General features: G+C 68.0%; 19 protein-coding genes. 9 read left to right on the forward strand and 10 right to left on the reverse strand.

The annotated features are described in order from the left end of the window. Positions 1–58: 58 nt before the first annotated feature. The 6 genes from ccsB (at position 59) to ABG80_RS06470 (ending at position 7986) form a co-directional block, all read left to right on the forward strand. A complete protein-coding gene (gene ccsB, locus ABG80_RS06445; protein ID WP_058086931.1) occupies positions 59–1423 on the forward strand; it encodes a c-type cytochrome biogenesis protein CcsB in 1365 nt (454 codons plus the stop codon). A 7-nt stretch (positions 1424–1430) separates the two neighbouring features. Next, entirely contained in the window at positions 1431–2183 is a 753-nt protein-coding gene (locus tag ABG80_RS06450) for a Crp/Fnr family transcriptional regulator (RefSeq protein WP_083505880.1), read from the forward strand. 164 nt (positions 2184–2347) lie between these two features. After that, a complete protein-coding gene (locus tag ABG80_RS06455) occupies positions 2348–4678 on the forward strand; it encodes a hypothetical protein (protein WP_058086932.1) in 2331 nt (776 codons plus the stop codon). 10 nt (positions 4679–4688) lie between these two features. After that, the gene (locus ABG80_RS06460; RefSeq protein ID WP_058086933.1) at positions 4689–5312 is read left to right on the forward strand and encodes a hypothetical protein; all 624 of its coding nucleotides are present in this window, start codon (positions 4689–4691) and stop codon (positions 5310–5312) included. Between the two features lie 70 nt (positions 5313–5382). Continuing rightward, positions 5383–5802, forward strand: a complete 420-nt coding sequence (locus tag ABG80_RS06465) for a hypothetical protein (protein ID WP_200964275.1) — start codon at positions 5383–5385, stop codon at positions 5800–5802. Positions 5803–5895: 93 nt separating this feature from the next. Beyond that, the gene (locus ABG80_RS06470) at positions 5896–7986 is read left to right on the forward strand and encodes a TonB-dependent receptor family protein (RefSeq protein ID WP_058086934.1); all 2091 of its coding nucleotides are present in this window, start codon (positions 5896–5898) and stop codon (positions 7984–7986) included. 21 nt (positions 7987–8007) lie between these two features. Here ABG80_RS06470 and ABG80_RS06475 read toward each other — a convergent pair whose 3' ends face one another. From ABG80_RS06475 to ABG80_RS06520, 10 genes are all read right to left on the reverse strand, one after another. Then, positions 8008–8853, reverse strand: coding sequence for a carbon-nitrogen hydrolase family protein (locus ABG80_RS06475; RefSeq protein ID WP_058086935.1), 846 nt, complete (start codon positions 8851–8853; stop codon positions 8008–8010). A gap of 120 nt (positions 8854–8973) precedes the next feature. Then, the gene (locus ABG80_RS06480) at positions 8974–9705 is read right to left on the reverse strand and encodes an energy transducer TonB (protein WP_058086936.1); all 732 of its coding nucleotides are present in this window, start codon (positions 9703–9705) and stop codon (positions 8974–8976) included. Between the two features lie 16 nt (positions 9706–9721). Further along, positions 9722–14047 carry a pilus assembly protein gene (locus ABG80_RS06485; protein ID WP_160322468.1) on the reverse strand — a complete coding sequence of 1442 codons (4326 nt, stop codon included), beginning with the start codon at positions 14045–14047 and terminating at the stop codon, positions 9722–9724. Positions 14048–14088: 41 nt separating this feature from the next. Beyond that, positions 14089–14706 carry a pilus assembly PilX family protein gene (locus ABG80_RS06490; RefSeq protein ID WP_152987494.1) on the reverse strand — a complete coding sequence of 206 codons (618 nt, stop codon included), beginning with the start codon at positions 14704–14706 and terminating at the stop codon, positions 14089–14091. Positions 14707–14756: 50 nt separating this feature from the next. Next, on the reverse strand, positions 14757–15863 hold the full coding sequence (locus tag ABG80_RS06495) for a PilW family protein (RefSeq protein WP_058086939.1): 1107 nt from the start codon (positions 15861–15863) through the stop codon (positions 14757–14759). Positions 15864–15867: 4 nt separating this feature from the next. After that, positions 15868–16299 carry a type IV pilus modification PilV family protein gene (locus tag ABG80_RS06500; RefSeq protein WP_083505881.1) on the reverse strand — a complete coding sequence of 144 codons (432 nt, stop codon included), beginning with the start codon at positions 16297–16299 and terminating at the stop codon, positions 15868–15870. A gap of 14 nt (positions 16300–16313) precedes the next feature. After that, a complete protein-coding gene (locus ABG80_RS06505; RefSeq protein WP_058086941.1) occupies positions 16314–16919 on the reverse strand; it encodes a GspH/FimT family pseudopilin in 606 nt (201 codons plus the stop codon). An 8-nt stretch (positions 16920–16927) separates the two neighbouring features. Continuing rightward, positions 16928–17410: a type IV pilin protein gene (locus ABG80_RS06510; RefSeq protein ID WP_083505882.1), complete on the reverse strand. Its 483-nt coding sequence runs from the start codon at positions 17408–17410 to the stop codon at positions 16928–16930. Positions 17411–17574: 164 nt separating this feature from the next. Continuing rightward, a complete protein-coding gene (locus ABG80_RS06515; protein WP_058086942.1) occupies positions 17575–18450 on the reverse strand; it encodes a sulfurtransferase in 876 nt (291 codons plus the stop codon). A gap of 28 nt (positions 18451–18478) precedes the next feature. Then, positions 18479–19477, reverse strand: coding sequence for a tetratricopeptide repeat protein (locus ABG80_RS06520; RefSeq protein WP_058086943.1), 999 nt, complete (start codon positions 19475–19477; stop codon positions 18479–18481). A 159-nt stretch (positions 19478–19636) separates the two neighbouring features. Here ABG80_RS06520 and purE point away from each other — a divergent pair, with 159 nt between their 5' ends. Genes purE through ABG80_RS06535 form a run of 3 tightly spaced genes read left to right on the forward strand, consistent with a single transcriptional unit; the run spans position 19637 to position 22417 of the window. Continuing rightward, on the forward strand, positions 19637–20116 hold the full coding sequence (gene purE, locus ABG80_RS06525) for a 5-(carboxyamino)imidazole ribonucleotide mutase (RefSeq protein ID WP_058087000.1): 480 nt from the start codon (positions 19637–19639) through the stop codon (positions 20114–20116). Next, positions 20113–21297, forward strand: a complete 1185-nt coding sequence (locus ABG80_RS06530; RefSeq protein WP_058086944.1) for a 5-(carboxyamino)imidazole ribonucleotide synthase — start codon at positions 20113–20115, stop codon at positions 21295–21297. The genes purE and ABG80_RS06530 overlap by 4 nt, the downstream gene beginning before the upstream one ends. Before the next feature lie 49 nt (positions 21298–21346). After that, on the forward strand, positions 21347–22417 hold the full coding sequence (locus tag ABG80_RS06535; protein ID WP_058086945.1) for an L-threonylcarbamoyladenylate synthase: 1071 nt from the start codon (positions 21347–21349) through the stop codon (positions 22415–22417). Positions 22418–22447 lie beyond the last annotated feature (30 nt).

Below are 22447 nucleotides of genomic sequence, written 5' to 3' on the forward strand. Positions count from 1 at the left end.
CATTTCGCCTTTGCCCGGATCCCTGGCCAGCGCATCACCGACCGAGGACGCCCCTGACATGAGCACGTCGACTTCACCCGCCGCCAATGCTGCGATCGCCTTGCCCACCCAACGACGCCCGCTGACCGACTGGTTGTTCGCCGTGCTGGTGGTGGCCGCGGCCGGCTGGGGCTGGCGCACCTGGGGCGGCTTCATGGACGTCTACGAGAAGGCCATCCTGGTGGGCATGGTGCCTTCGCTGATCGCGCTGGGCTGGTTCTGGCGTCCGGTGCAGGGCCTGTCGGTGGCCTCGGGTGCGGCCACTTTGTTTGCGGCCACGCTGTACCTGCGCGCGGTCGACGACCACGGCGCTGACCTGGCACAGGGTGAAAACGTCTTCCTGCTCAAGTACTTCCTGTCCAGCCAGAGCGCCATCCTGTGGATGAGCGTGCTGTTCTTCATGAGCACGGTCTTTTACTGGATCGGGCTGGCGGGTAAGAGCGCCACCGGCACGCGGCTGGGTTCGCGCATCGCCTGGGCCGGGGTCTTCATGGCCACCACGGGCACGCTGGTGCGCTGGTTCGAGAGCCACCAGATCGCGCCCGACATCGGCCACATCCCGGTGAGCAACCTGTACGAAGTCTTCGTGTTGTTCGCCTGGCTGACCACGGCCTACTGGCTGTATTACGAAGACCGCTTCGCGAAAATGGGCCAGGCCCTGGGCTCGCTGGGCGCTTTCGTGATGCTGGTGGTCAGCGCCTCGGTGGGCTTTCTGCTCTGGTACGCGCTGGTGCGGGGTGCCCACGAGATCCAGCCCCTGGTGCCCGCGCTGCAGAGCTGGTGGATGAAGCTGCACGTGCCGGCCAATTTCATCGGCTATGGCACCTTCGCGCTGGCGGCCATGGTGGCCTTTGCCTACCTGGTCAAGATGCAGGCCGGCGAGACGCGCTGGTGGAAGCTGGCCCCGCTGTGGCTGATCGGTGTGGTGCTGTGTTTCGAGCCGCTGGTGTTTCGCAGCAAGCCGGGCGCCGAAGGCTTCATGAGCAGTTACTGGGCGATCTACTTCGGCATCGCCGCGCTGATCGTGGCGGCCATCATCGCCGCGCGCAAGCCGATCGCCGAGCAGATGCCGTCGTTCGAGGTGCTCGACGACGTCATGTACAAGTCCATCGCCGTGGGCTTTGCCTTCTTCACCATCGCCACCATCCTGGGGGCCTTCTGGGCCGCCGAGGCCTGGGGCGGCTACTGGAGTTGGGACCCCAAGGAGACCTGGGCCTTGATCGTGTGGCTGAACTACGCGGCCTGGTTGCACATGCGGCTGATGAAGGGCCTGCGCGGGGCCTTTTCGGCCTGGTGGGCGCTGGTGGGCTTGGTGGTCACGTCCTTCGCGTTCCTGGGGGTGAACATGTTCCTCTCGGGCCTGCACTCTTACGGCGAACTCTGAGCCGCCGATGCCGCACTGGCTCAACGACACGCTGGCCGCGCAGCTCCAGCGCGACCCGTGGTTCGGTCAGGTCTCGCATGACTTTTCGCGGGCCCTGCTTGAGATGGGCACGCTGCGCGCGATGCAGCCCGGCGAGCACCTGTTCTTTCGCGGCGATGCGGCCGATGGCCTGTATGCCGTGCTCACCGGCGCCATCCGCATCTCGGGCGTGACGGACGCAGGCAAGGAGGCCGTGCTGGCCCTGGTCGAGCCGACGACCTGGTTCGGCGAAATCGCCGTCTTCGACCGCCTGCCACGCACGCACGACGCCGTGGCCGATGGCCCCACGCGGGTGCTGCACGTGCCCCAGCAGCCCCTGCATGAGCGATTGCTGCGCCACCCCGATGGCTGGCGCGAGCTGGGTGTGCTGATGGCGCTCAAGCTGCGCCTGAGCTTCATCAACCTCGAAGACATGGCCTTGCTGCCTGCTGAAGCGAGGCTGGTGAGGCGGCTGCTTTGGTTGGTGGCCGGCATGATGCGTGGCGCCAGCGATGGTGGTTGCGTGTTGCCCATCAGCCAGAGCGAGCTGGGCTCGATGCTGTCGCTGTCGCGGCAGACGACCAACCAGATCCTCATGGACCTGCAGCAGCGAGGTGTGTTGCGCCTGGCGTATGGGCGCATCGAGGTGCTGGATCGCACCGGGCTGGAGGCCGCGGCGCGCCTGACACCGGCGGAATTGCGCATCCTGCAGCGCTGGGGCACGGACGAGCCTCGGGCCTGATCCCCTGCGGGTTTGCCTGCGGTGATGTCGCGGGCTTGGACGCACGGCGCCACCATGGCGCCCAGCCGTCCCGGTGCTTTCCCGCGTTTGTCGGCTGGCTGACAGAGGCTTTGGTGCGGGGTGGGAATCATCGCGGCTCATCACCACCACACGAGGAGCCGACCATGCATCACCAGGCTTGGCGAACACCCCCCACCGCAACGGCCCTGGCGGCCTTGGCGACCCTCATGGCCGCAACCCTGGCCCAGGCTGCGCCCACCTATCCCAACCAGGAAGTCGTGTGCGCCTTCAACAGCGCTCGCGAGCAGCAGCGCCTGGCATCGGCGGCGAATTTCGCGCAGCCCGTTGTGCAGCAGATGAAGGTCAATGGCGCCGTCGTCTGGACGGCGGGCAGCAGCGCCAAGCCCACGCTCAAGCCCGGTGACGTCGTCACCTTGAGCGGCTCGGGCTTTGGTGCCGGCACCGACATCGACTTCAGCAAGATCATGATCGGCAACAGCCGCGTGCTGGAGACCTCGCTGCAGATGTACGAGCAAAAGCTCGACATCCTCTCGACGCTGAACTACGAGACGGGCGTCTCGCGCAGCAACTGGCCCAAGGACGTGCTGAACTGGTCCGACACCGAGGTGCAGTTCACCGTGCCTTCGCACGCCAGCAAGGGGCCTTTGCGGCTGCAGGTGCAAAAGCGCGCCGGCTTCAACACCTCGTTGACCAAGCCAGGCCAGCCGCACAACGTCATCGACGCGCAGGTCTACCGCATCGAGTCGCCGGCCGATGTCAATTGCGACGTGGTCTCGACGGTGTCGGCCGAGGCCAAGGCCATCGCGCCCATCGACGTGGCCGTGGACAACCCGAGCTTTGCCGACATGGTCAAGCGCGGTCGCGAAATCTTCTGGTCCTACGACTACAACCTGGGCCTGAGCCACAAGTTCAAGAACCTGGAGTGGGACGCGATCATGAAGGGCCAGGCCACCGACCCCTACACGCGGCAGAAGGCCAACCCCACCGTGTTGTTCGGTGCGGTCAAGAACGTGGCCGGCCAGGTGCCTGCCGAGTCGATCAACGACGTCTACTTCAAGCCCTACCCGCAGTTCAACCCGACGCCCGGCTTCCTGGCCATCGGGCAGCAACTGAAAGAAGGCAACACCAAGACCACGGGCTACGCCGGCTACCGCTATGCCGAGTCGCAGCACCCCTTCCTGGGCAAGGGCTCGTGGATCGGCTTCAACTGCGCCTCGTGCCACGGCTATCAGATCAGCTACAGCAAGGGCGCGAGCAACATCACCAAGGTCTTCCCCGGCCTGCCCAACCCCAACTGGACGATGAAGTGGGCGACGCTGGGCACGGGCACCGGCAAGACCACGTCGAAGTTCGCCTACGTCAACGAGACCGAGCACGGCCCCAAGTGGGCCCCGGGCGATGCCAAGGTCGACAAGACGCCGCTGATGTACCTGATGCCGGCCGGCACGGGTGAAGCCACCATCACGCGCACGGCGGGTGAAGGCGGGCTCTACGACAACGACTACATGTTCAACCCCACGGCCATCCCGAACGTGACCTTCCACCTGCCGGTGCGCCGCGCGCTCTCGCACACCGAGTCGTACGTGGGCTTCGAGGGTTCGTACATCCACGCCGAGGAGCCGGACGGCGCCATGGGTTCGATGGACGCGGGCTCGCTCAAGGCGCTGACGGCCTACATGTCGGTGCTTGACCAGGACGACGACGACCTGCGCAACGTGGGCCTGCACCGCTGGCTCAAGTCCACCGGCCGGCTCGAAGCCCAGACGGGCTCGAGCGTGCTCAGCGAAGGCAGCTTCGTGCAGCGTGGCTGGCAGGTGTACGACGGGGTGAAGGCCGCCGTGGCGCGTGGCAAGGGCACGTTCGACCAGTCCTGCGCCAGCTGCCACAGCGACAAGATGGGCCTGAACTCGAGCGAGGTGATGGTGCCGCTGAACCAGGTCGGCCGCTTCTTCGCGCCCACCGACTTCCAGCGCAAGCAGCAGTCCATCCGCGCCACCTACCTGCGCAACCTGTACTGGGTGACCTCGCGCGGCCTGCTGTCTGACGGCCACGTGCGCAACCTCGAAGACCTGGTCAGCCCCGAGCGCTGCACCGAAGGCTCGGCCCTGTACAAGCAGTACTACACGCTGCATGCGCCGGTGCGCCCCGCTCCTGGCACGGTCGACCAGCCCACCCCTGCGCCCGATCTGAACCGCAAGGGCGATGTCTTCCGCGTCTACAAGGACAAGAAGAAGGACATCTTTGACACGACCTACGAGGCCCGCAACCGCTTCGTCGAGCGCCACAAGTACTTCAGCTCCGTGGCCGGCGACAACGACTTCTACTACTGGGACTACCAGAAGATGCGCACGCAGTACGGCCCCGACGAGATGGGCACCCCGGGCCCGATCGGCATGCCGGCTGCACCGCACCCCTGGTGCGCCCCCAACGCCGCCAGTGTGAGCGACCTGGTGCAGTACCTGCTGACGCTGTGAGGCGCAAGTGATGGTGCGGGTGCCGGGGCAGGCGCAGGCGTCATCCCAGGCCCGCGCGAGGGTCTGGGCCCCGCTGGGCCTGCTGCTGGTGCTGGCCTGCGGGGCGTGGTTCTGGAGGGGTGCTGCCTGGCCGGGTGCGGCGGGTTCGCCGGGCGGCGAGGCCCCCATTGCGGGGCTGATCCAGCCATTGCCCGAAGCGACCGGAACGTCGCCCCTTGCAATGGATCGGGCGCACCGGGAGGTCGATCCCGCCGGGCCTGTGGCGGCGCAGGTGCTCGAAGAGGTGGCGCAACGCGGCCGCCAGGCCCCACAGGCCATGTCACCGGCGTCGGCCCCGCTGAGCGCCGAGGCGCTTCAGTCCCGGGTGCGCCGTGACGCGGCCGCCGTGCACCGCCAGACCGCCGGCCAGCGCTTGCGCCTGCAAGGCACGCTGGCTTCCCTGGAGCCCGGAGAGGCGGGCGTGCTCGTTTTGCACCTGGCCTTGGCCGGCGAGGAGGGCACGGTGCGGATGGTGGCTTCGCCTTCGCTGGCCCAGACCGCAGCCAGTTGGGCGCCGCCGCGTGCCGTGTCGCTGGACTGCATGTCGCAGGGCGTGATGATGGGCGAGTGGCTGCTGGTCGATTGCAGGGAGTGAAAATCGACCTCAAGTCCCGACTGGGTGGGCCGATATCCGACTCAGGAAAGCCGCTTCAGGAAGCCCCTTCATGTACCACGTGGTTCGCGACCCGCAAGGGTTGGTCATCAGCCTGCACCGAGAACCGGTCGATGGCGCCGAGTTGCTGCCGTCGAACCACCCGGATGTGCTGGCCTTCCTGGGCCAGGGCGAGGGCCGCTCCTTCGCCGAGATGGACGCCAACCTCGTGCGCGTGCTCGAGGACCTCATCGACGCGCTGCTCAAGCGCAACATCCTGCGCATCACCGACCTGCCCGTGGAGGCGCAGGCGAAGTTGTTCGAGCGCAAGCACTTCCGCGAGAACATGCAGGGCAGCGCCCTCAAGCTGTTTGGAGACGCCCCCGCAGAGCTGAACGTGGGCACGGCCCTGAATAACGACTTCGGCAACGACTTCGGTGACTCGGGGCTGATCCCGCCCGACTGGTCGATGCCCGACGCACCGCCGCGCTGAGCGGACGAAGCGCCCACGCCGCAGCGCCTCGGCGTCGGTCGCTCGCGACCCGGTGCACGCCCGGCGCCACTTTGTGACAGCATCCGCGCTGTCATGTTCCCCTTTGACGCGCCCCCACCCGAGCCCGACCTGCCCGCGCAGGGCGTCACCGCTTCGCGCTCGTCCGAGGCGGTCGTGGACGTGCCCGCCGCGCTCGACGTGATCACGGCCGCGCGGCTGCGCGAGACGGGCCCGGGCCTGCAGTTGTCCGAAGCCTTGCTGAGCGTGCCCGGCGTGGTGGCGCTCGACCGCCGAAATCCGGCGCAGGACCTGCAGCTGTCCATCCGTGGTTTTGGCGCGCGCTCGACCTTTGGCGTGCGCGGTGTGCGCCTGTACGAAGACGGCATCCCGCAGACCATGCCCGACGGGCAAGGCCAGACCAGCGGTTTCGACCTGGGGGCAGCGCAACGCGTCGAGGTGCTGCGCGGGCCGGCCTCGGTGCTGTTCGGCAACGCGGCCGGCGGGGTGGTGCAGGTCTTCAGCCCCGATGCACCCGAGCGGCCCGAAGCCAGCCTGAGCGGCACGGTTGGCCCGGATGGCCTGTGGCGGCTCGCCACCGACGCGGGCGCGCAGGTGGGCGACGTCAACCTGTCGGTGCGCTCGGCCTGGCAGGGCAGCGAAGGCTGGCGCGAGCACAGCGCCTCCCAACGCCAGCAGTGGCGTGCGCGCCTGAGGTGGCGCCTGGACGCCGGTCGCGAGCTGCTGGCCGTGGTCAGCGAGGTGCGCCTGCCCGAGGCCCAGGACCCGCTGGGCCTGACGGCTGAGCAGCTGGCGCGCAAGCCGCGCCAGGCTGGCGCCAATGCGCGCGCTTACGACACGCGCAAGGGCATCGCGCAGAGGCAGGCGGGCCTGGTGCACAGCTGGCGCCATGGGGCCTCTGAATGGCGGTTGATGGCCCATGGCGGGCAGCGCCAGGTCACGCAGTTCCAAGCCATTCCGGCGCCACCGACCAGCCTTGTGCAGACCCTGCCTGGTCACCCGGGTGGTGTCATCGACCTGGAACGGCGCTTTGCAGGCCTCGACACCCGCTGGCGTTGGCAAGGCGAGCTCGCCGAGCGCCCTGTGACCCTGACGGCCGGCTGGGCCTTCGACGAGATGCGCGAGCACCGGCGGGGCTATCAGAACTTCGACGACAGCGGGGGCGCGGTGCGGCTGGGCGTGCCCGGGGCCCTGCGCCGCGACGAAGGCAACACCGCGCGCAACACCGATCCTTATGTGCATGCCGGCTGGACCCTTCACCCGGACTGGACCCTGGCCGCCGGCCTGCGCCGCAGCCACGTGCGCTTTGGCTCGAAGGACCGATATGTCGCGCCGGGCAATGGCGACGACAGCGGTTCGATGTCATTCGAGGCGACCACGCCCGTGCTCAGCTTGACCCATCGGTGGGGCCCGAACGCGATGGCCTATGTCAGCGCGGCGCGCAGCTTCGAGACGCCGACGCTCAACGAGGTGGCTTACGCCAGCACCTCGGGCGCGCAATCAGGCGCGCAATCGGGCTGGAACCGCGGCTTGCGCGCTTCGCAGGGCACGCAGATCGAGCTGGGTGGCAAGTGGCAGGGCGAGGCGGGCCGGGCGGCGCAGGTGGCGCTGTTCCAGGTGCGCACGCAGGACGAGATCGGCGCGGCCGAGAACGCCGGCGGGCGCAGCGTGTTCCGCAACGTCGGGGGGACCGAGCGCGTGGGGCTGGAGCTGTCGGCGCAGGCGCGCATCGCGCCGGGTTGGCACACGCGCGTGGCCGCCGCCTGGACGCGTGCCGAGTACCAGGACGCCTTCTTGGGCGGTGGTGGCACGGTGAGCGCCGGTCGGGCCCTGCCGGGCGTGCCGCGTCGCACCGCCTGGGCCGAGCTCGTGTGGCGGCCCATGGCCACCGGTTGGCACAGCGCCCTGTCCTGGCGCCACAGCGGTCGCATCTGGGCCAACGACGTGAACGACGCGTTCGCGCCAGCGTCCCAGGCCTGGTCGTGGCGCGCGGGCTGGCGTCAAGCCTGGTCAGGCTGGCGCCTGGACACCACGCTGTGGGTCGACAACCTCACCGATGAGCGCAACGTGGGGTCGGTCATCGTCAACGAGGGCAGCCGGCGCTATTTCGAGCCGGCACCGGGGCGCAGCGCCACGGTCTCGGCCACGGTGACGCGCGTGTTCTGAGCGGTGGTATGGGTGCTCGGCTCAGAGCACGCGGTGCGACAGCGCGGGCAGCTGCATGCGCACCTGCTTCTGGCGCTCCAGGCTGAGGTCGGCGAGCACCACGCCCGCGCCTTCGGACAGCACCGCGATCACCTCGCCCCAGGGGCTCACGGCCATGGCGTGGCCGAAGGTGCGCCGGCCGTTTTCGTGCTGACCACCCTGGGCTGGCGCGATGACGTGGCACAGGTTCTCGACCGCGCGGGCACGCAGCAGCAACTCCCAATGCGCGCGGCCGGTGGTGTCGGTGAAGGCGGCGGGCAGCACAATGAGGTCGAGCGGTTTGTCCTCGCCCAGGCGGCGGAACAGCTCCGGGAAGCGCAGGTCATAACAGACGCCCAGCCCGATGCGCCAGACCTCGCCGTCGCGCGAGCGCAGGTCGAAGGCCACGGCCTCGTTGCCAGGCTGCAGCGTGGCGCCTTCGTCGTAGCGGCGCTGGCCGTCGTCGAAGCAAAAGAGGTGGATCTTGTCGTAGCGGGCCACGCGCACGCCGTTGGGGTCGTAGACCAGCAGCGAGTTGAAGACCTTGTCCTGGACCTCATCGGAGCGGATCGGCACGGTGCCGGCGATCAGCCAGACGCCGAACTCGCGCGCGGTCTCGGCCAGCACGTGTTGCATGGGGGTGCTGGGCGTGCCGGGGGTTTGGGCGTCGGCCAAGGGCTCTGCAACATCGAGCTTGTCGGCGTCGCGCTCGCCCATCAGGCAGAAGTACTCGGGCAGGGCGACCAGCTCGGCCCCGGCGGCGGCGGCCTGGGCGATCAGGCTGCGGGCAACCGCGAAGTTTTCATCCACGCGGGGCGTGGAGACCATCTGGATGGCAGCGACTTTCATGCGAGGGCCCTCTCGGCGAAAACGTGGTTTCCATCATGAGGGATGCCACCGGGCGGGCGCAAGCCGCATCGACACCGGGTGTGTGGCGGCGGCGCCGAAAAGCGGCCGCGTCGCAGCGCTTCAGGGCGTGCGTTGGCCCAGCGACGAAACGGCCAGGCCACGCGCTTCAGGTTGCTCGTCGAACACCACCTCGATGTGGATGTAGGACTTGACCGCGCGGCCTTCGAGCTCTCCGGCCCGGAACTGGGCGCTCAGGAATGCATTGCGCGCCGCGTCTTCGAAGGCCAGGGGCAGCGACTCTCCCTCGGTGTGCACCTTGCGCACATGGCCCAGCTCGTCGATGTAGATGGCCAGCACCGCCTTGTGGCGACCGGGCGTGGGCACCCCGGGCGGAAAGACGATGTCGATGGGCGAGAGCGGCTTGGGCGGGCGGCTCAGCTCGCGCCGCGCATGGTAGCGATCGCTGGTGGCGTCTACGGGGCCTTGCGCCACCGGGGTCTCAGGCGCGGCGGCGGCCGTGGTGAGCGGGGAAAGTGGGGGCTGCGGCGGCTGCGCAGCCGGCTGTGTGTCGACCTGCGAGGGCGACGCGGGCTCGAGAGCGGGCTCGGCCAGGGGGGGCTGAATGGGCTCGGCGGTGGCGGCCTCTGCGGCCTGCGCTGCCACCTGATGGGGCTCGGGCACGGCGGGCGCCCGGGACGCGAGCCGCACCGACAGGCTGGAGGCCTGGGCCTGCGTGCGCCCGTCGGCCTTGCCCGTGTCGCCGCCCCGCCACTGCACCACGCCGGTCAGGACCATCGCGTGCAGGGTGGTGGCCAGCACCAGCGGGGGGGCGATTCGCCAAGTCTTTGTCATGGACGCCTGTTCGGGGTCAGTCGATCAGTTCGCGCCACGAGGTGCGGCGAACCGATCCCGGGGGCGCGGAGCCACCAGCGGGCGGCCGCTTGGTGTGGATGCCCATGCGGTTGTCGGGCACCAGCACGGTCGACTTGCCGCCGCCCAGGTCCAGCCAGGTGATGCCGGTGCCCAGGCCCGACGAAATCTGCTCGCCGGCGTACTTCTGATCGACGGCCGTGCTGCCGTTGAGCACGCTCAGGAAGTAGACCCACGAGGTGCCGGTGGGCGCGCAGGCGGTGCCTTCCGGCACGGCGCTCACGGCGGCCAGCGTGTTGTATTGCAGGCTCATGTCGACAGCGACGCGTTCCTTGGAGCTGGGCAGGTCGATCCCCCAGCCCAGGTCGGTGCCCCAGCGAACCTGGTTGACCGGGGTCGCGATGGTGCGGGTCTTGCCATCGGAGCCGGTCTCCAGGCTCTGGCGAACCAGGCGCTCGTTGGCTCGCACGTCGCCCCAGCCCGTGCTGGTCAGGGGGTCGGTGATGGCGTAGATGCTCTGGGTCTGCGTGTCGCTCATGTCGGTCTGGCCCAGGAAGCGTCCCGTGCCCACCAGCACCACGGCGTGCTTGCCACCGCCGTAGCTGACTTCGGCCAATTCCGGTCGCGTGGTGATCGGTTGGGCCTTGGTGGTCGTGACGCCGCTCTTGGTCGTCGAGGTTTGCAGTTGAGCCAGCAGCAAGGCCTTGCCCTTGGGTTCGATTTCGTCGTTGAAGTCGAAGCGCCACAGGTTGCCCAGCAGGTCGCCACCGTAGGCGCGGCGGGCGACGTTGTCGGTCTCGGAGTCGATCCAGACGTTGATCTTGCCCAGACCGCTCGGGGTGGTGGTGTCGCCCACGCCCACTTCGACGCCGCCCTTTTCAACGGTGGTCTGGATCTTCTTGATCAGGCTGCCGGTGTTGGCGTCGACGATGTAGAGCGCGCCCACGCCCGTGCCGCTGCCAGTGTGGTTGTTGTAGCCCGACGAGAACATCACCGTCCAGACTTGCTTGTAGACCTCCTTGTCGGTGGTGCTGGCGGCTTCGTCCTTGACCTTGATCTTGGTGATGATGGGGTTGCCGTAGCTGTAGCCCAGGTCGCCATCGCTGGAGGTGTCGAACTCCCAGAGCAGGGTGGGGCTGGTCGGGTTGGTGATGTCCAGCGCGTAGTAAGCCTTGCCGCCCTTGTTGAGGCCGCCGACCAGGATGGTGCGCCAGGTGCCGCTGCTGTCGGCCACGTCACCCACGATGGGCGAGCCATCGACGAAGTAGCGGTGACGCTCGGCGTAGTCGCTGTCGGCAAGGTGATACAGGTTGGGCATCACGGCCGTTGGCACGAAGGCCCAGCGCTCGGTGCCACCGGAGGTGGAGTCGGCCGAGATGGCGTGCAGCATGCCGTCGTTGGCCGCGATGTAGACCGTCTTGGCACGCGACGATTGGTTGCGCACGAAGTCTGCGTAGCCTTCGTCGGCGTACTTGAACGGCGGGGCGCCCACGAACACCGGCGACGCGTTGACGATGTCGCCGAGCACACCCTTGCGAGCGCGGTAGATGCCGCCCTCGTTGGTGCGGTCACCGCGCAGGTAGTTCACCAGGTTGGCGCCGCTGTTGAAGATGGTGCGCTTGTCGTCGTCGAAGCCTTCGCATTGGGTGGGGGCGGGGCTGCGCGAGCAGGCGTTGGCGAACTGGGAGCTCAGGCCGTCTGCGGTGAGGTTGGTGAAGTTGAAGGGCCTGAGCGCGAGCGACGTGCTGCCCCCGGAGCTCACGCTGCCCTTGTAGTAAATGTTGCGCGAGCTGTAGAGGGTTGCGTTGAGTTGATCAAAGGCGCTCCACAGCTCTTGAGAGGACACCTCGACCCCGGTCAGCACACCGCCATCGGTGACCTCGATCAGCTTGAATGCCTTGAGGTCGCCGACCCAGTTGAGCGTGGTGTACGAAGCCAGGTAGGCCTCGTCGGTGCCAGGCACGGGGCGCAGCGAGCTCGCTGCAGCCGAGCCGCTGTAGCCGGAGGAGTTCTTGATGGTGGTCAGGGTGTCCTTGATGGACTGCTCCAGCACCTTGCTCTCGGAGCCCGAGAAGTACTGGCCTCGGCCGTTGACCGCAGCGTGCCAAAGGTCGTCGATCTTGCCGGGGATGTCGCTGTCGATCGAGCTGGGGTTGTAGGGCGTGGGCCAGTTGTTGGGGCCATTGCGCACGTTGAAGTAGTCACCGCTGGACTGGCTGATGTAGTTGGGGTCGTACTTCATCTGACCGCTCACACCCAGGCCCAGGGTGAAGGTGGTCATGTGCTGGTAGGTGCCGGTGTCCATGCCGCTGGGCGAGAGCTCGCCGCGGCAAGCCTCGTGATCGGGCGTGCGGATGCAGTTCACGCTGGCGTCGACCCGGAACGGCGTGGCGTAGTAGTAGGCGGCCACGTCAGCCAGAGAGTTGGAGGCGCCACCTTCCCAGGTTTCCTGCGTGTTGGTCAGGGTTTCGGCGGTGACGACGTTGTTGAGTGCCGTGGCCGTCGGGTCGACGATCACCGTTGAGGTGGCGGGGCCTGCCGCGTAGGAGGTGCTGTTGGTGCTGGGCAGGAAAGACGAGCAGTTGTTCCAGATCGAGACCGTGCAGGTGGACGAGCTGATCTTCCTGCGCGAGCCGGTGGCTTGCCAGCCGCCGGCTGTTGGTCCGGTGACCTGCTCGTTGGTGTCCGTCACCGAGGTGCCGACGACGTTGGGCGGGTTGGGGCTGGTGATGTCGCGTGTGACCAGGCCGTCGAGGGTTTCGTACGTGCGAGTGGCCTGTGTGGCCTTGACGGTGGTCCGGTCACGTGTGGTGACCGTGGTGGAGGTGCTGTAGCCTGCGGTTTCGTAGTTGGTGCAGGTGTAGGTGGTCTTGCCCGACTTGGTCACGCCCACGCAGACGCGCTCCTGGTAGTTGCCCAGCGGGTAGCTGGTCACCGTGCGGCGCCACTCGCCACTCACGGTCGACTCACCATCGACGCGGTAGGTCTTGACGATGCGCATGCGCGCGCCGTCGTACTGCGGGCGCTTTTCATAGCCGTCGACCTGGCCGACCAGCGTGGTGCCATCCACCTTGAAGGCGCCAAAGCCGTTGGCCTCGTCTTCGTCCGGGGTGTTCCAATAACCGTCGGTGGACAACAGGGTGTAGTTGCGCTGGCAGCTGTATTGAACCGGGTCGTCTGTGGCGGTGGTCTGGCCGGAGATGAGCTTGCCCTCCTGGCCGGGCGCGGCGTTGGCGTAGTAACGACCCGCTTTGGACAGGGCTGCGCGCAGTGGCGTCCAGCTGGTGGCCGGGGTTTCGTACAGGCTGCGGTAGAAGTTGGCTCGCTGGGTTGCGTTGAAGTCACCGATGGCCAGGAAGTGGTTGTTGCCGGTCACCGCAGACGGGTCGGAGATGTTCGAGTAGCCCACGCGGTACTGATCGTCCAGGCCAGCGAACGCGAAACCGGCCGAAGAGCGCATCGTCAGGATGCGCTTGCGGTAGTAGGCGTGCCAGTTGGCGTAGTTGCTTTGCTGTTCAGCGGTCATGCTGCTGACGAGCGCGGACGTGAACACGGTGCCGACGGTGGTCCGGTTGCACTCCGTGTAGAAGGTGTTTTGCACCACCGCGCCACTGGCGTTGTACGTCCAGCCCAGGCGGGGTTGCGAGCCGATGTAGGTGTAGTACGTCCAGCCCGTGGTGTCGACCGCAGACGGGGGGCCCACCCTCCAGCCTGCATAGCTGATGTTGGCGTCGTTGGTGCTGAACGTGACATTGACCGTCACGCTCAGCGGAGATGAGGTGGTGAAGCTGGTGATCGTGCCTTGCATCCAGCGTGCACTCGATCCACCGACCGAGCTGCTGGTGTCCGACACCATCAACAAGGTGTTGCCAACGGCGTAACCCGAGGTGCTGCTGACCGTGAAGGTCTTGCTGCCCAGGCCCATGTTGTGGGTGCTGGAGCTGCTGCGGCTGCTCGACATGCTGGGGTTGAAGCCATCGTTGCGGGTCGCCGAAGCTTGCAGGGTCGGGTAACTGGCGCCGGTGGGCGTCTTGGGCGGGTCGTAGGTGACGTCGGGGTTGTAGGCCAGGCCGTTGCACTGCGAAGAATCCCGTCCGATGGCCCGGCCGTAATCGTCGTTCTGAAGCATGCCGACCGATTCGGGCATGTAGGTGTTGGCCATCGAACCCGAGTTGTCCATGATGAACAGCAAATTGGGTTTGGCCGAGATCTCGGTGCTGGCCAGGGGCTCGTTGGACAGGTCGGTCTCGCCCGCCATCAGGCGGGTGGACAAAGCCATCGTCGTGCTGACAACGATGGCGCAGAGGGTGATTCGAGACTTCATGGCCGTTCCTTTCACGTCCGTGAACCGCTCATCGCACTTCATCAGAAGTGGATGATGGTTTCGGTGTAGCTGACGGTGTTGCGGGCGCCCACGGAGCGCACGATGATCCGGTAATAGGCGTCGGGGGATCCGACGAATCGGGCGTAGTCACCGTAGTCCAGCTTGCCCCGTTTGGTGGAGCTGCCGCTGGACGCATCGGCGGGGGTGATGCAGGCGTTGCCATCGGCGATGGCGCCAGCCTGCTGGCAGAGCCGGAAGATCACGTAGTCGCTGCGCTGATCTCCGTCGGCAGCCAGGCTGCGCGCGCCCAACGTGCATTGGGCGGAGGTGGCCTCGTTCGCATACTTGCAGCCGTCCGCTTCCCAGTCCACCAGCAGGCGGGTGCTCTCGCCGCTCTGGCCGGTCGGGTCCAGCGTGTCGGTCGAGCTGGCGTAGTAGCCCGAGCCTCCGCCGTTGTCGTTGCTGGAGTTCTGGGTCCGATCCGGCACGCCCTGCAGAAAGACGATGGCGGCTTCGGTGGCCCGCTCGGCAGATGCCGTGGCGTCTTGCTTGAAGCCGAGGTTGCCCAGCACCATGCCACTCGTGTCGACCGAGCGGATCAGGGCGACGGCGCCCATCGACAGGGCCACCAGCGCCAGCAGCGCAAAGATCAGGGACATGCCTCGCTGGGCGGCCCTCATCGACGGATCAAGGTGTGATGCGTGCATGGTCAGTTCGCCCACAACATGTTGCGCAAGGGGATGACGGTGTCGAAGACCTTGTAGCGGTAGTGGCGCCACTCGGTGTCGTTGGCCGCAGAGACCTGCAGGGTCAGGCACTGGCTTTCACCGCAGTCGTCGGTGCCGGTGACGGTGACGGTCTGGCCGACGTCCCACAGCGGGTCGCTGGTCGTGACCTCGTCTTTTTCGCGCTGGGCGCTGCGGGCCACCACCGCCATGCGCACGGTGCGCACCTGGCGCCAGCCGGCGTTGTCGGTCGGGGTGGTCTGGTCGTAGCTGTCGACCACGCCATCTTCGTTGGTGTCCTTGCCGTAGTAGGCCTTCATCAGCACGATCTGAGAGGCCACGGTGGCGGTGGCGGGGACGTCGGTGGCGGTGATCAGGTCAACGCTTTGAAGGTCGCTGTCGGCACTGACCTCGTAGCGGCGGCTGACCAGGCGCGAGACGTTGCTCAGCGTCGTGCCGGCAGCGTAGCTCGACGGCATGATGCTGGTGCTCGGGTTCCAGGATGCGCTGGCCGAGATGTGAGGAATGGTCGTGCCCGTGAGCGCGTTGGTGCTGTCGGTTCGCACCTGGAACAGCGTGCACCAGTTGGTGGCCGATGGCGCCGTCGGCATGGCGATGAGCATGTCGCCGTTGGCGATGCCAACCGTCGACTGAACCTCGAAGCTGTGGCTGGTGCTGGAGTGGTTGCCGGTGGTCACCACAGGCAGTGCCGCGCGGGTGCTGCCACTGCGAAGGACGGTGACGCTGTCCGAGGCGTTGGCGGCCCCGCCCGAGGTGATGATCACGGGCGCCAGCGTGAAGGTGCGCGTGGGGTTGGCGTCGTATTGGCCACGCACCTCGCAGCCGAGCAGATCGGGGTTGTTGACCACACCGTAGCCGGCCATCTGAAGGTCGCGCTGCACGGTGTAGAGGGCCAGTGCCCCGTTGACCTGAGCGTCGCTGCCCTGGGTGGTGGTGCGCCGACTGCCTTCCGCCGCCCACATGACCTGAGCGACGATGACGGTGGTGATCAGGGCCAGCGTGATGCCGACCATCAACTCGACCAGCGTGAAGCCAGCCTGTTGTCTCTTGGGGTGCGTGAGGGTGCCCATGGTGTCAGCCCGCCGCGCGAATGAAGGTGGTGGTGACGTACTGGTGGTCGCCGTCGGACGGCGAGGTCCAGCGCACCGTGATGGTCACTTCGCCGGTGGCAGCGTTCACGACATCGATCGTGCCCGTGCCTTTGGGCAAGCTGTTGGCCACCTTGGCCTGCCACTCGCTGCATCGGGCGTAGCCGTCGCAGGTGTCGTAGCTGCCGAGGTTGGTGGTGTCGGACCACATCACCCCGATGAGCTCGTTGGCCAGGTAGGTGGCGTCAGCACGTGACTTGGCACTGCTCTGTGCGTGGGTCATCTGGGCTTGCAGGCCCACCAGGGCCAACACGCCGATGCTGAAGATCAGGATGGCGACCAGGACTTCGATCAGCATGGCGCCGCGAACGTGCCGAGGGTGGGTCGGGTGCGGGCGTGGATGCGTGGGTTGGTGCATGGTGATGCTCCGCGTCAGGGGCAGCGACGTGGGTCGGTGTCGTCGGTGATGCCGGGGTCGCACATGCGCACCATGCCGTTGGCGCTGATGTCGATGCGCAGGGGGCGGTCGTCGCCCTGGCTGACGGCGTAGTCCACGGTGATGCGGGTCAGGTCGCCGCTGCGACGGCCGAAGGCGTCGAAGGTGACGCTGCTCGCGGCGGTGCTGCCATCGGACGCCACGCCGCTGATGCGCACGCCGGCACCGCCATCGGCGCCCACGTGGGTGGCCACGATCATCGGGTCGGTGGCGGACGTGGGGGTGTCGCTGGGCGCCGTGTCGCAAGCGCCTTCCGGGTCGCGCACGCTCACCACCCAGGAGGTGCCGGCTGCCGACAGTGCGCAGTCGCTGGTCAGGGCCGTGGTGCTGCCGGGCGTGACCAGGTGAAAACCGATGGCGCGGTTGCGGCGCACCGCTTCGTTGCGGGCGTGTTGCAGGCCGTTCTGCACAGCCTCGGCCTGGTTGCGCAGTCGGATGTTGCGCAGCCAGCTGTTGATGCTGGGCATGGACGAGGTCAGGATCAGCGCCAGCACGACCAGCACGACCGCGATCTCGATGATGGAAAAGCCGCGTTGACGCATGGCGAACCTCACGAGCAGTCTCCTGTGGACCTCAGGGCCCAGCAAGCCACGCCGGTGGTCGCCGAGCCTTTGAATTCGGTGGTGGCCTTGGCGCCGCGTTCATTGAGCGTGTAGGTGTAGCCCGCTGCCGTGCCTTTGCCGGTAGCGGTCAGCAGGTAAGCCTGGCCGCTGTCGGAGGGCTCGCAGGTGTAATCGAAGTACTTGACCTCACCGCCCACCTCGGCCGACGTCAGGGCCTCTGCGGCGGCGTTGCCGCATGTGGCGGCGTCTGCTGCCGGGGCGTAGCGGCGGTTGTCCTGGTAGAACTGCTCCAGCCGAATGCGCATCTGTGCCAGGTTGGTGAACGCCTCCTGCATCGCGCCACGGCGGATGTAGTCGGTGTAAGCCGGCAGGGCCACCGAGGCCAGGATGGCGACGATGGCCACCACGATCATCACCTCGATGAGCGTGAAGCCGGTGGCGCGAGCGCGTGTGTGAATCGGTGTGGACATGCCAGAAACCCCTTGGTGTGGATCCATGATGTCCACATCGGGAAATTCTGGTCAGGCATGTAGCCGAGCGAGCGGCAGAACAGCGTGACAAAGCACACGCTGTTCAGTCGGGTAACGTCTTGTTGCAGATGGCCCTTGACCGTTTGCGCCGAGGGCCTTGCCGTTCATCCGTTCGAGCCGACCGCTCGGGGGCGGGCCGGGTCGGCGCACCATTCGCTCCAGGAGCCGGCGTACAGCCGCCCCATCGGCAAGCCGGCGTGGGCCAGCGCCAGCAGGTTGTGGCAGGCCGTCACGCCCGAGCCGCACTGGTGCACGAGCCGGCTCAGGTCCTGCCCGGGCACGGTGGATTCGAACTCGGCGAGCAGTTGCGCCGCGGGCTTGAAGCGCCCGTCTTGCAGGTTGAGCTGGAAGAAGCGGTTGGCCGCGCCCGGGATGTGGCCGCCAACCGGGTCGAGCGTTTCGTTTTCGCCTCGGAAGCGGTCGGGGGCGCGGGCGTCGAGCAGTTGCACGCCAGGGGCGCGGCCCTGCAGGCTGGCGAGCACCTCGTCGGCGCTGAGCAGCCAGCCTGCTTGCGGTTTCAGGGCGATGTGGGTGAGGGGGCGTTCGGCAGGGGTGTCGGTGCTCACCGCACCCCCCGCAGCCTGCCAGGCGGCCCAGCCACCGTCGAGCACCTGCACCCGCGCGTGGCCCACCCATCGCAACAGCCACCAGGCGCGTGCGGCGAACATGCCACCTGCGTCGTCGTACGCCACCACGCGCGTGGTGGGCGTCAGGCCCCAGCGGCTCAGGGTGTCGGCCAGGGACTCCAGGGAGGGCAGCGGGTGGCGGCCGTTGCTGCCTGCCTTGGGGCCCGACAGGTCGCGGTCGAGGTGGGCATGCCGCGCACCGGGGATGTGGCCCGCGCGCCAGGCGGCTTCGCCCGCTTCGGGCTGCATCAGGTTGAAGCGGGCGTCGAGCACCAGCACGTCCTCGCTGCCGGGTTGCGCCAGCAAGGTCAGCAGGCTGGGGGCGTCGATCAGCGCAGGCAAGTCGGCGTGCATGGGGTGGCTCCGCAGCAGTCGGTCCAGGTCAGAACAGCGCCATGCTCAGCTTGCGGCGGTAGGCGTCGATGACAGGGTCGCCCTGCGGCACCTCGGCCTTGCCGGCGATCTCCAGTTTGGGCTTGCCGTCGGCCGCGCCAGGGGTCCCCGGGCCGCCAGGGCCACGCCCAGCCGCAGGCTTCGGTGCCGGCTTGCTCATCGTCTCCAGGATGCCGATGTAGAGCTTGCGCGGGGCCTCTTCGCCCCAGGCCTTGTCGCGCATGATGATTTCCAGCAGCTCGTCCATGGCCTCGGTGTTGCGGCCCATGGCCAGGTGCAGGCTGGCGAGCTCCAGGCGTGCGGCGAAGTCGCGCTTGTTGGCGGCGATGGCTTCTTGCAGCGTGCTCAGCGGGCGGCCTTGCGCGCGCACACCGATGACGGCATCGAGCACGCGCACGAAGGCGGCCGGGCGGGCCTCGACGATGGGGCCGCTGGTGCGCGGGCGCAGCGGCTCGGCCACCAGGCTGGCGTGCTGCAAGGCGGTGTCCGAGCCCTCGGCCAGCATCAGCAGGATCAGGTCGTAGCGGGCTTCGTCGTTGTTCGGGTCCTTTTCCAGCGCGTCGAGCAGCATGTCGACGGCGCCGCCGCTCTGGCCGTCGGCGGCCAGCTCTTCGGCCTGCGCGAGCTCGGCTTCAGCGACCACCTCGCCCTCGGAGGGCACGTGCTTGTCCAGGAAGCCGCGAATTTGCTCGGCGGGCAGGGCGCCCACGAAGCCATCGACCGGCTGGCCGCCCACGAACATCACGCAAAACGGGATGGAGCGCACGCCGAACATCTGCGAGAGCTGGCCCGAGATCTCGGGGTACTCGTCGGCGTTGACCTTGGCCAGGATGAAGCGGCCGCCGTACTCGGCTTCCAGGCTTTCCAGCACGGGGCCGAGCTGCTTGCACGGGCCGCACCAGGGCGCCCAGATGTCCAGCAGCACGGGCAGGCGCGTGGAGGCGGCGATGAGGTCGGCTTCGAAGTTCTCGTAGGTGATGTCGATCATGGTGCGATCACAGGGTGAAATGAGGCGGGCCGGGCCCAGCACGCCAGGTGCGGGCCCTGGCCTAAAATCCGTCCTTTGACGAGACAGGAGCCCGCGGTGAGCACATCCCCCCAGACCCAGAACCCATCCAACCCCAACGCCATCGAGGTGGGCGTGGTGATGGGCTCCAGCAGCGACTGGGACGTGATGCGGCACGCCGCCGACATTCTCACCGAGTTCGGCATCGCCTTCGAAGCCAAGGTGGTTTCGGCCCACCGCATGCCCGACGACATGTTCCGCTACGCCGAAGCCGCCGCCGAGCGGGGCCTGGTGGCCATCATCGCCGGCGCGGGCGGTGCGGCCCACCTGCCGGGCATGCTGGCAGCCAAGACAACGGTGCCGGTGCTGGGCGTGCCCGTGCCGTCGCGGCACCTGCAAGGCGTCGATTCGCTGCACTCCATCGTTCAGATGCCCAAGGGCATCCCGGTGGCCACGTTTGCCATCGGCACGGCTGGCGCGGGCAACGCGGCCTTGTTCGCGGTGGCCATGCTGGCCCACGGCAACCCGGCGCTGCGCGCCAAGCTCGATGCCTTCCGCGTCCGCCAGACCGAAGTCGCCCGTGCGATGACGAACGACCTGACCATGGAACCCAAAGCATGAGCGCCGCCAAGGACGTGATCCTGCCTGGCGCCACCCTTGGCGTGATGGGCGGCGGCCAGCTCGGCCGCATGTTCGTGCACGCCGCGCAAAGCATGGGCTACCGCACCGCCGTGCTCGACGCCGATGCCGCCAGCCCGGCAGGCCTGGTCTCGCACGAGCACATCCGCGCCCCCTACCTCGACGAATCGGGCCTGGCCGACCTGGCGCGCGTGTCCGCCGCCATCACCACCGAATTCGAGAACGTGCCGGCTGCCGCCCTGGCCAAGTTGGCTCAAACGCGCCCCGTGGCGCCCTCGGGCAGCGCCGTGGCCGTCTGCCAGGACCGCGCCCGCGAAAAGGCCCACTTTGTCGGCTGCGGCGTGGCCTGCGCCCCGCACGCCGTCATCGAGACGCCCGAGCAACTGGCTGCCATCACCGAAGAGCTGCTGCCCGGCATCCTCAAGACCTCGAGCATGGGCTACGACGGCAAGGGCCAGGTTCGCGTCAAGACCCGCGAAGAGCTGGCCGCCGCGTGGGGCCAGTTGCAGCAGGTGCCCTGCGTGCTCGAGAAGATGCTGCCCCTGGCCTACGAGGTCAGCGTCATCGTGGCGCGTGGACGCGATGGCCAGATCGTGCATTTCCCGCTGCAGCAGAACCTGCACCGAGACGGCATCCTGGCTGTGACGCAAGTGCCTGCGCCCAACGTGACCGAAGCGGTGTCGCAGCAAGCCTACGCCTTCGCTCACCAGATCGCCGCCTCGCTGAACTACGTCGGTGTGCTGTGCATCGAGTTCTTCGTGCTGGCCGATGGCAGCATCGTCGCCAACGAGATGGCGCCGCGCCCGCACAACAGCGGCCACCACACCATCGACGCCTGCGATGTGTCGCAGTTCGAATTGCAGGTGAGGGCCATGACGGGCTTGCCCCTGGTCGAGCCCGTGCTGCACAGCCCCTGCTTCATGCTCAACCTGCTGGGCGACCTGTGGTTCCCGGTGCAGGGTGGCGAGCGCGTGAAGGTGCAGCAAGAGCCAGATTGGGCCGCCGTCCTGGCCCTGTCAGGCACCCACCTGCACCTCTACGGCAAGACCGATGCCCGCGTGGGCCGCAAGATGGGGCACCTCACCGTCACCGGTGCCACGGCGGATGCCGCCCGCGCCACGGCGCTCAAAGCCGCCGCCATCCTCGGCATCGAGCCTTTTTGAAGGCAGACTGAGCACCCGCCCAGCCACCCCGACCGCCGCTTCAGCCACCATGCGCCTGCTCGACCCCGACTCCCAGCCCGACGCCATCGAGCAGGCCGCGCAACGCCTGGCCGAAGGCGGCCTCGTGGCCCTGCCCACCGAAACCGTCTACGGCCTGGGTGCCCGCGCCGACCGCGACGACGCCGTGGCCCGCATCTTCGCGGCCAAGGGGCGCCCGGCCGATCACCCGCTGATCGTGCACGTGCCCAACCAGGCCGCTGCGCTGTATTTCGTCACCACCTTCCCGCCCGTTGCGCAGCGGCTGGTCGAGGCCTTCTGGCCCGGGCCGCTGACGGTCATCGTGCCGCGTCACCCCGACATGGCCCGTGCCGCCGCAGGTGGGCAAGACACCATCGGCCTGCGCTGTCCAGATCACCCGGTGGCGCGCCAGTTGCTCGAAGCCTGCGCGCTCAAGGACATCCTGGGCATCGCTGCACCGAGCGCCAACCGCTTCGGCCGCATCAGCCCCACGCGCGCCAGCCACGTCATCGAAGAGTTCAAGGACCAGGGCGAGGGCCTGGACGAGGTCTGGGTGCTGGACGGCGGTGCGTGCGAAGTCGGCATCGAGTCCACCATCGTCGATTGCTCGCGCGATCAGCCTGTGCTGCTGCGCCCGGGCCGCCTGACGTTGGCCGAGCTCGAAGCCGTTGCAGGCGAGCCGCTGCTGTGGTCCAAACCCGAAGCGCCCGACCCAGCTGCGCCGCGCGCCTCCGGCACGCTGCTGTCGCACTACGCCCCGCGCGCCAAGGTCGTGTTGATGAGTGACGAGCAGATCGACCGCAGCCTCGATGTCATCGAGCCCGAAATCACGGCGGCCCTGCTGCGCGAGCGCCACCCCGGCACCCACACGCCGCCGCGCGTTGCCGTTTATTCGCGCAGCCTGTGGGCGCGCCGTGCGCCGCACAAAGGCGTGCTGCACCGCTCGATGCCCGGCGACGCCGCCACCGCAGCCCACGACCTCTTTGCCGACCTGCGCGAGATCGACGCTGCCGGCGTTGAGCAGATCTGGGTCGAGAGCCCGCCAGAAGGCGCTGCATGGGACGGTGTGAGAGACCGGCTCTCCCGCGCGGCGGCTGCCTGATCTGGCCTCGATCCACCGCCTTCACAAGCC

It is taken from the genome of Aquabacterium parvum, assembly GCF_001447195.1.
Taxonomy (GTDB): Bacteria; Pseudomonadota; Gammaproteobacteria; order Burkholderiales; family Burkholderiaceae_C; genus Aquabacterium; species Aquabacterium parvum.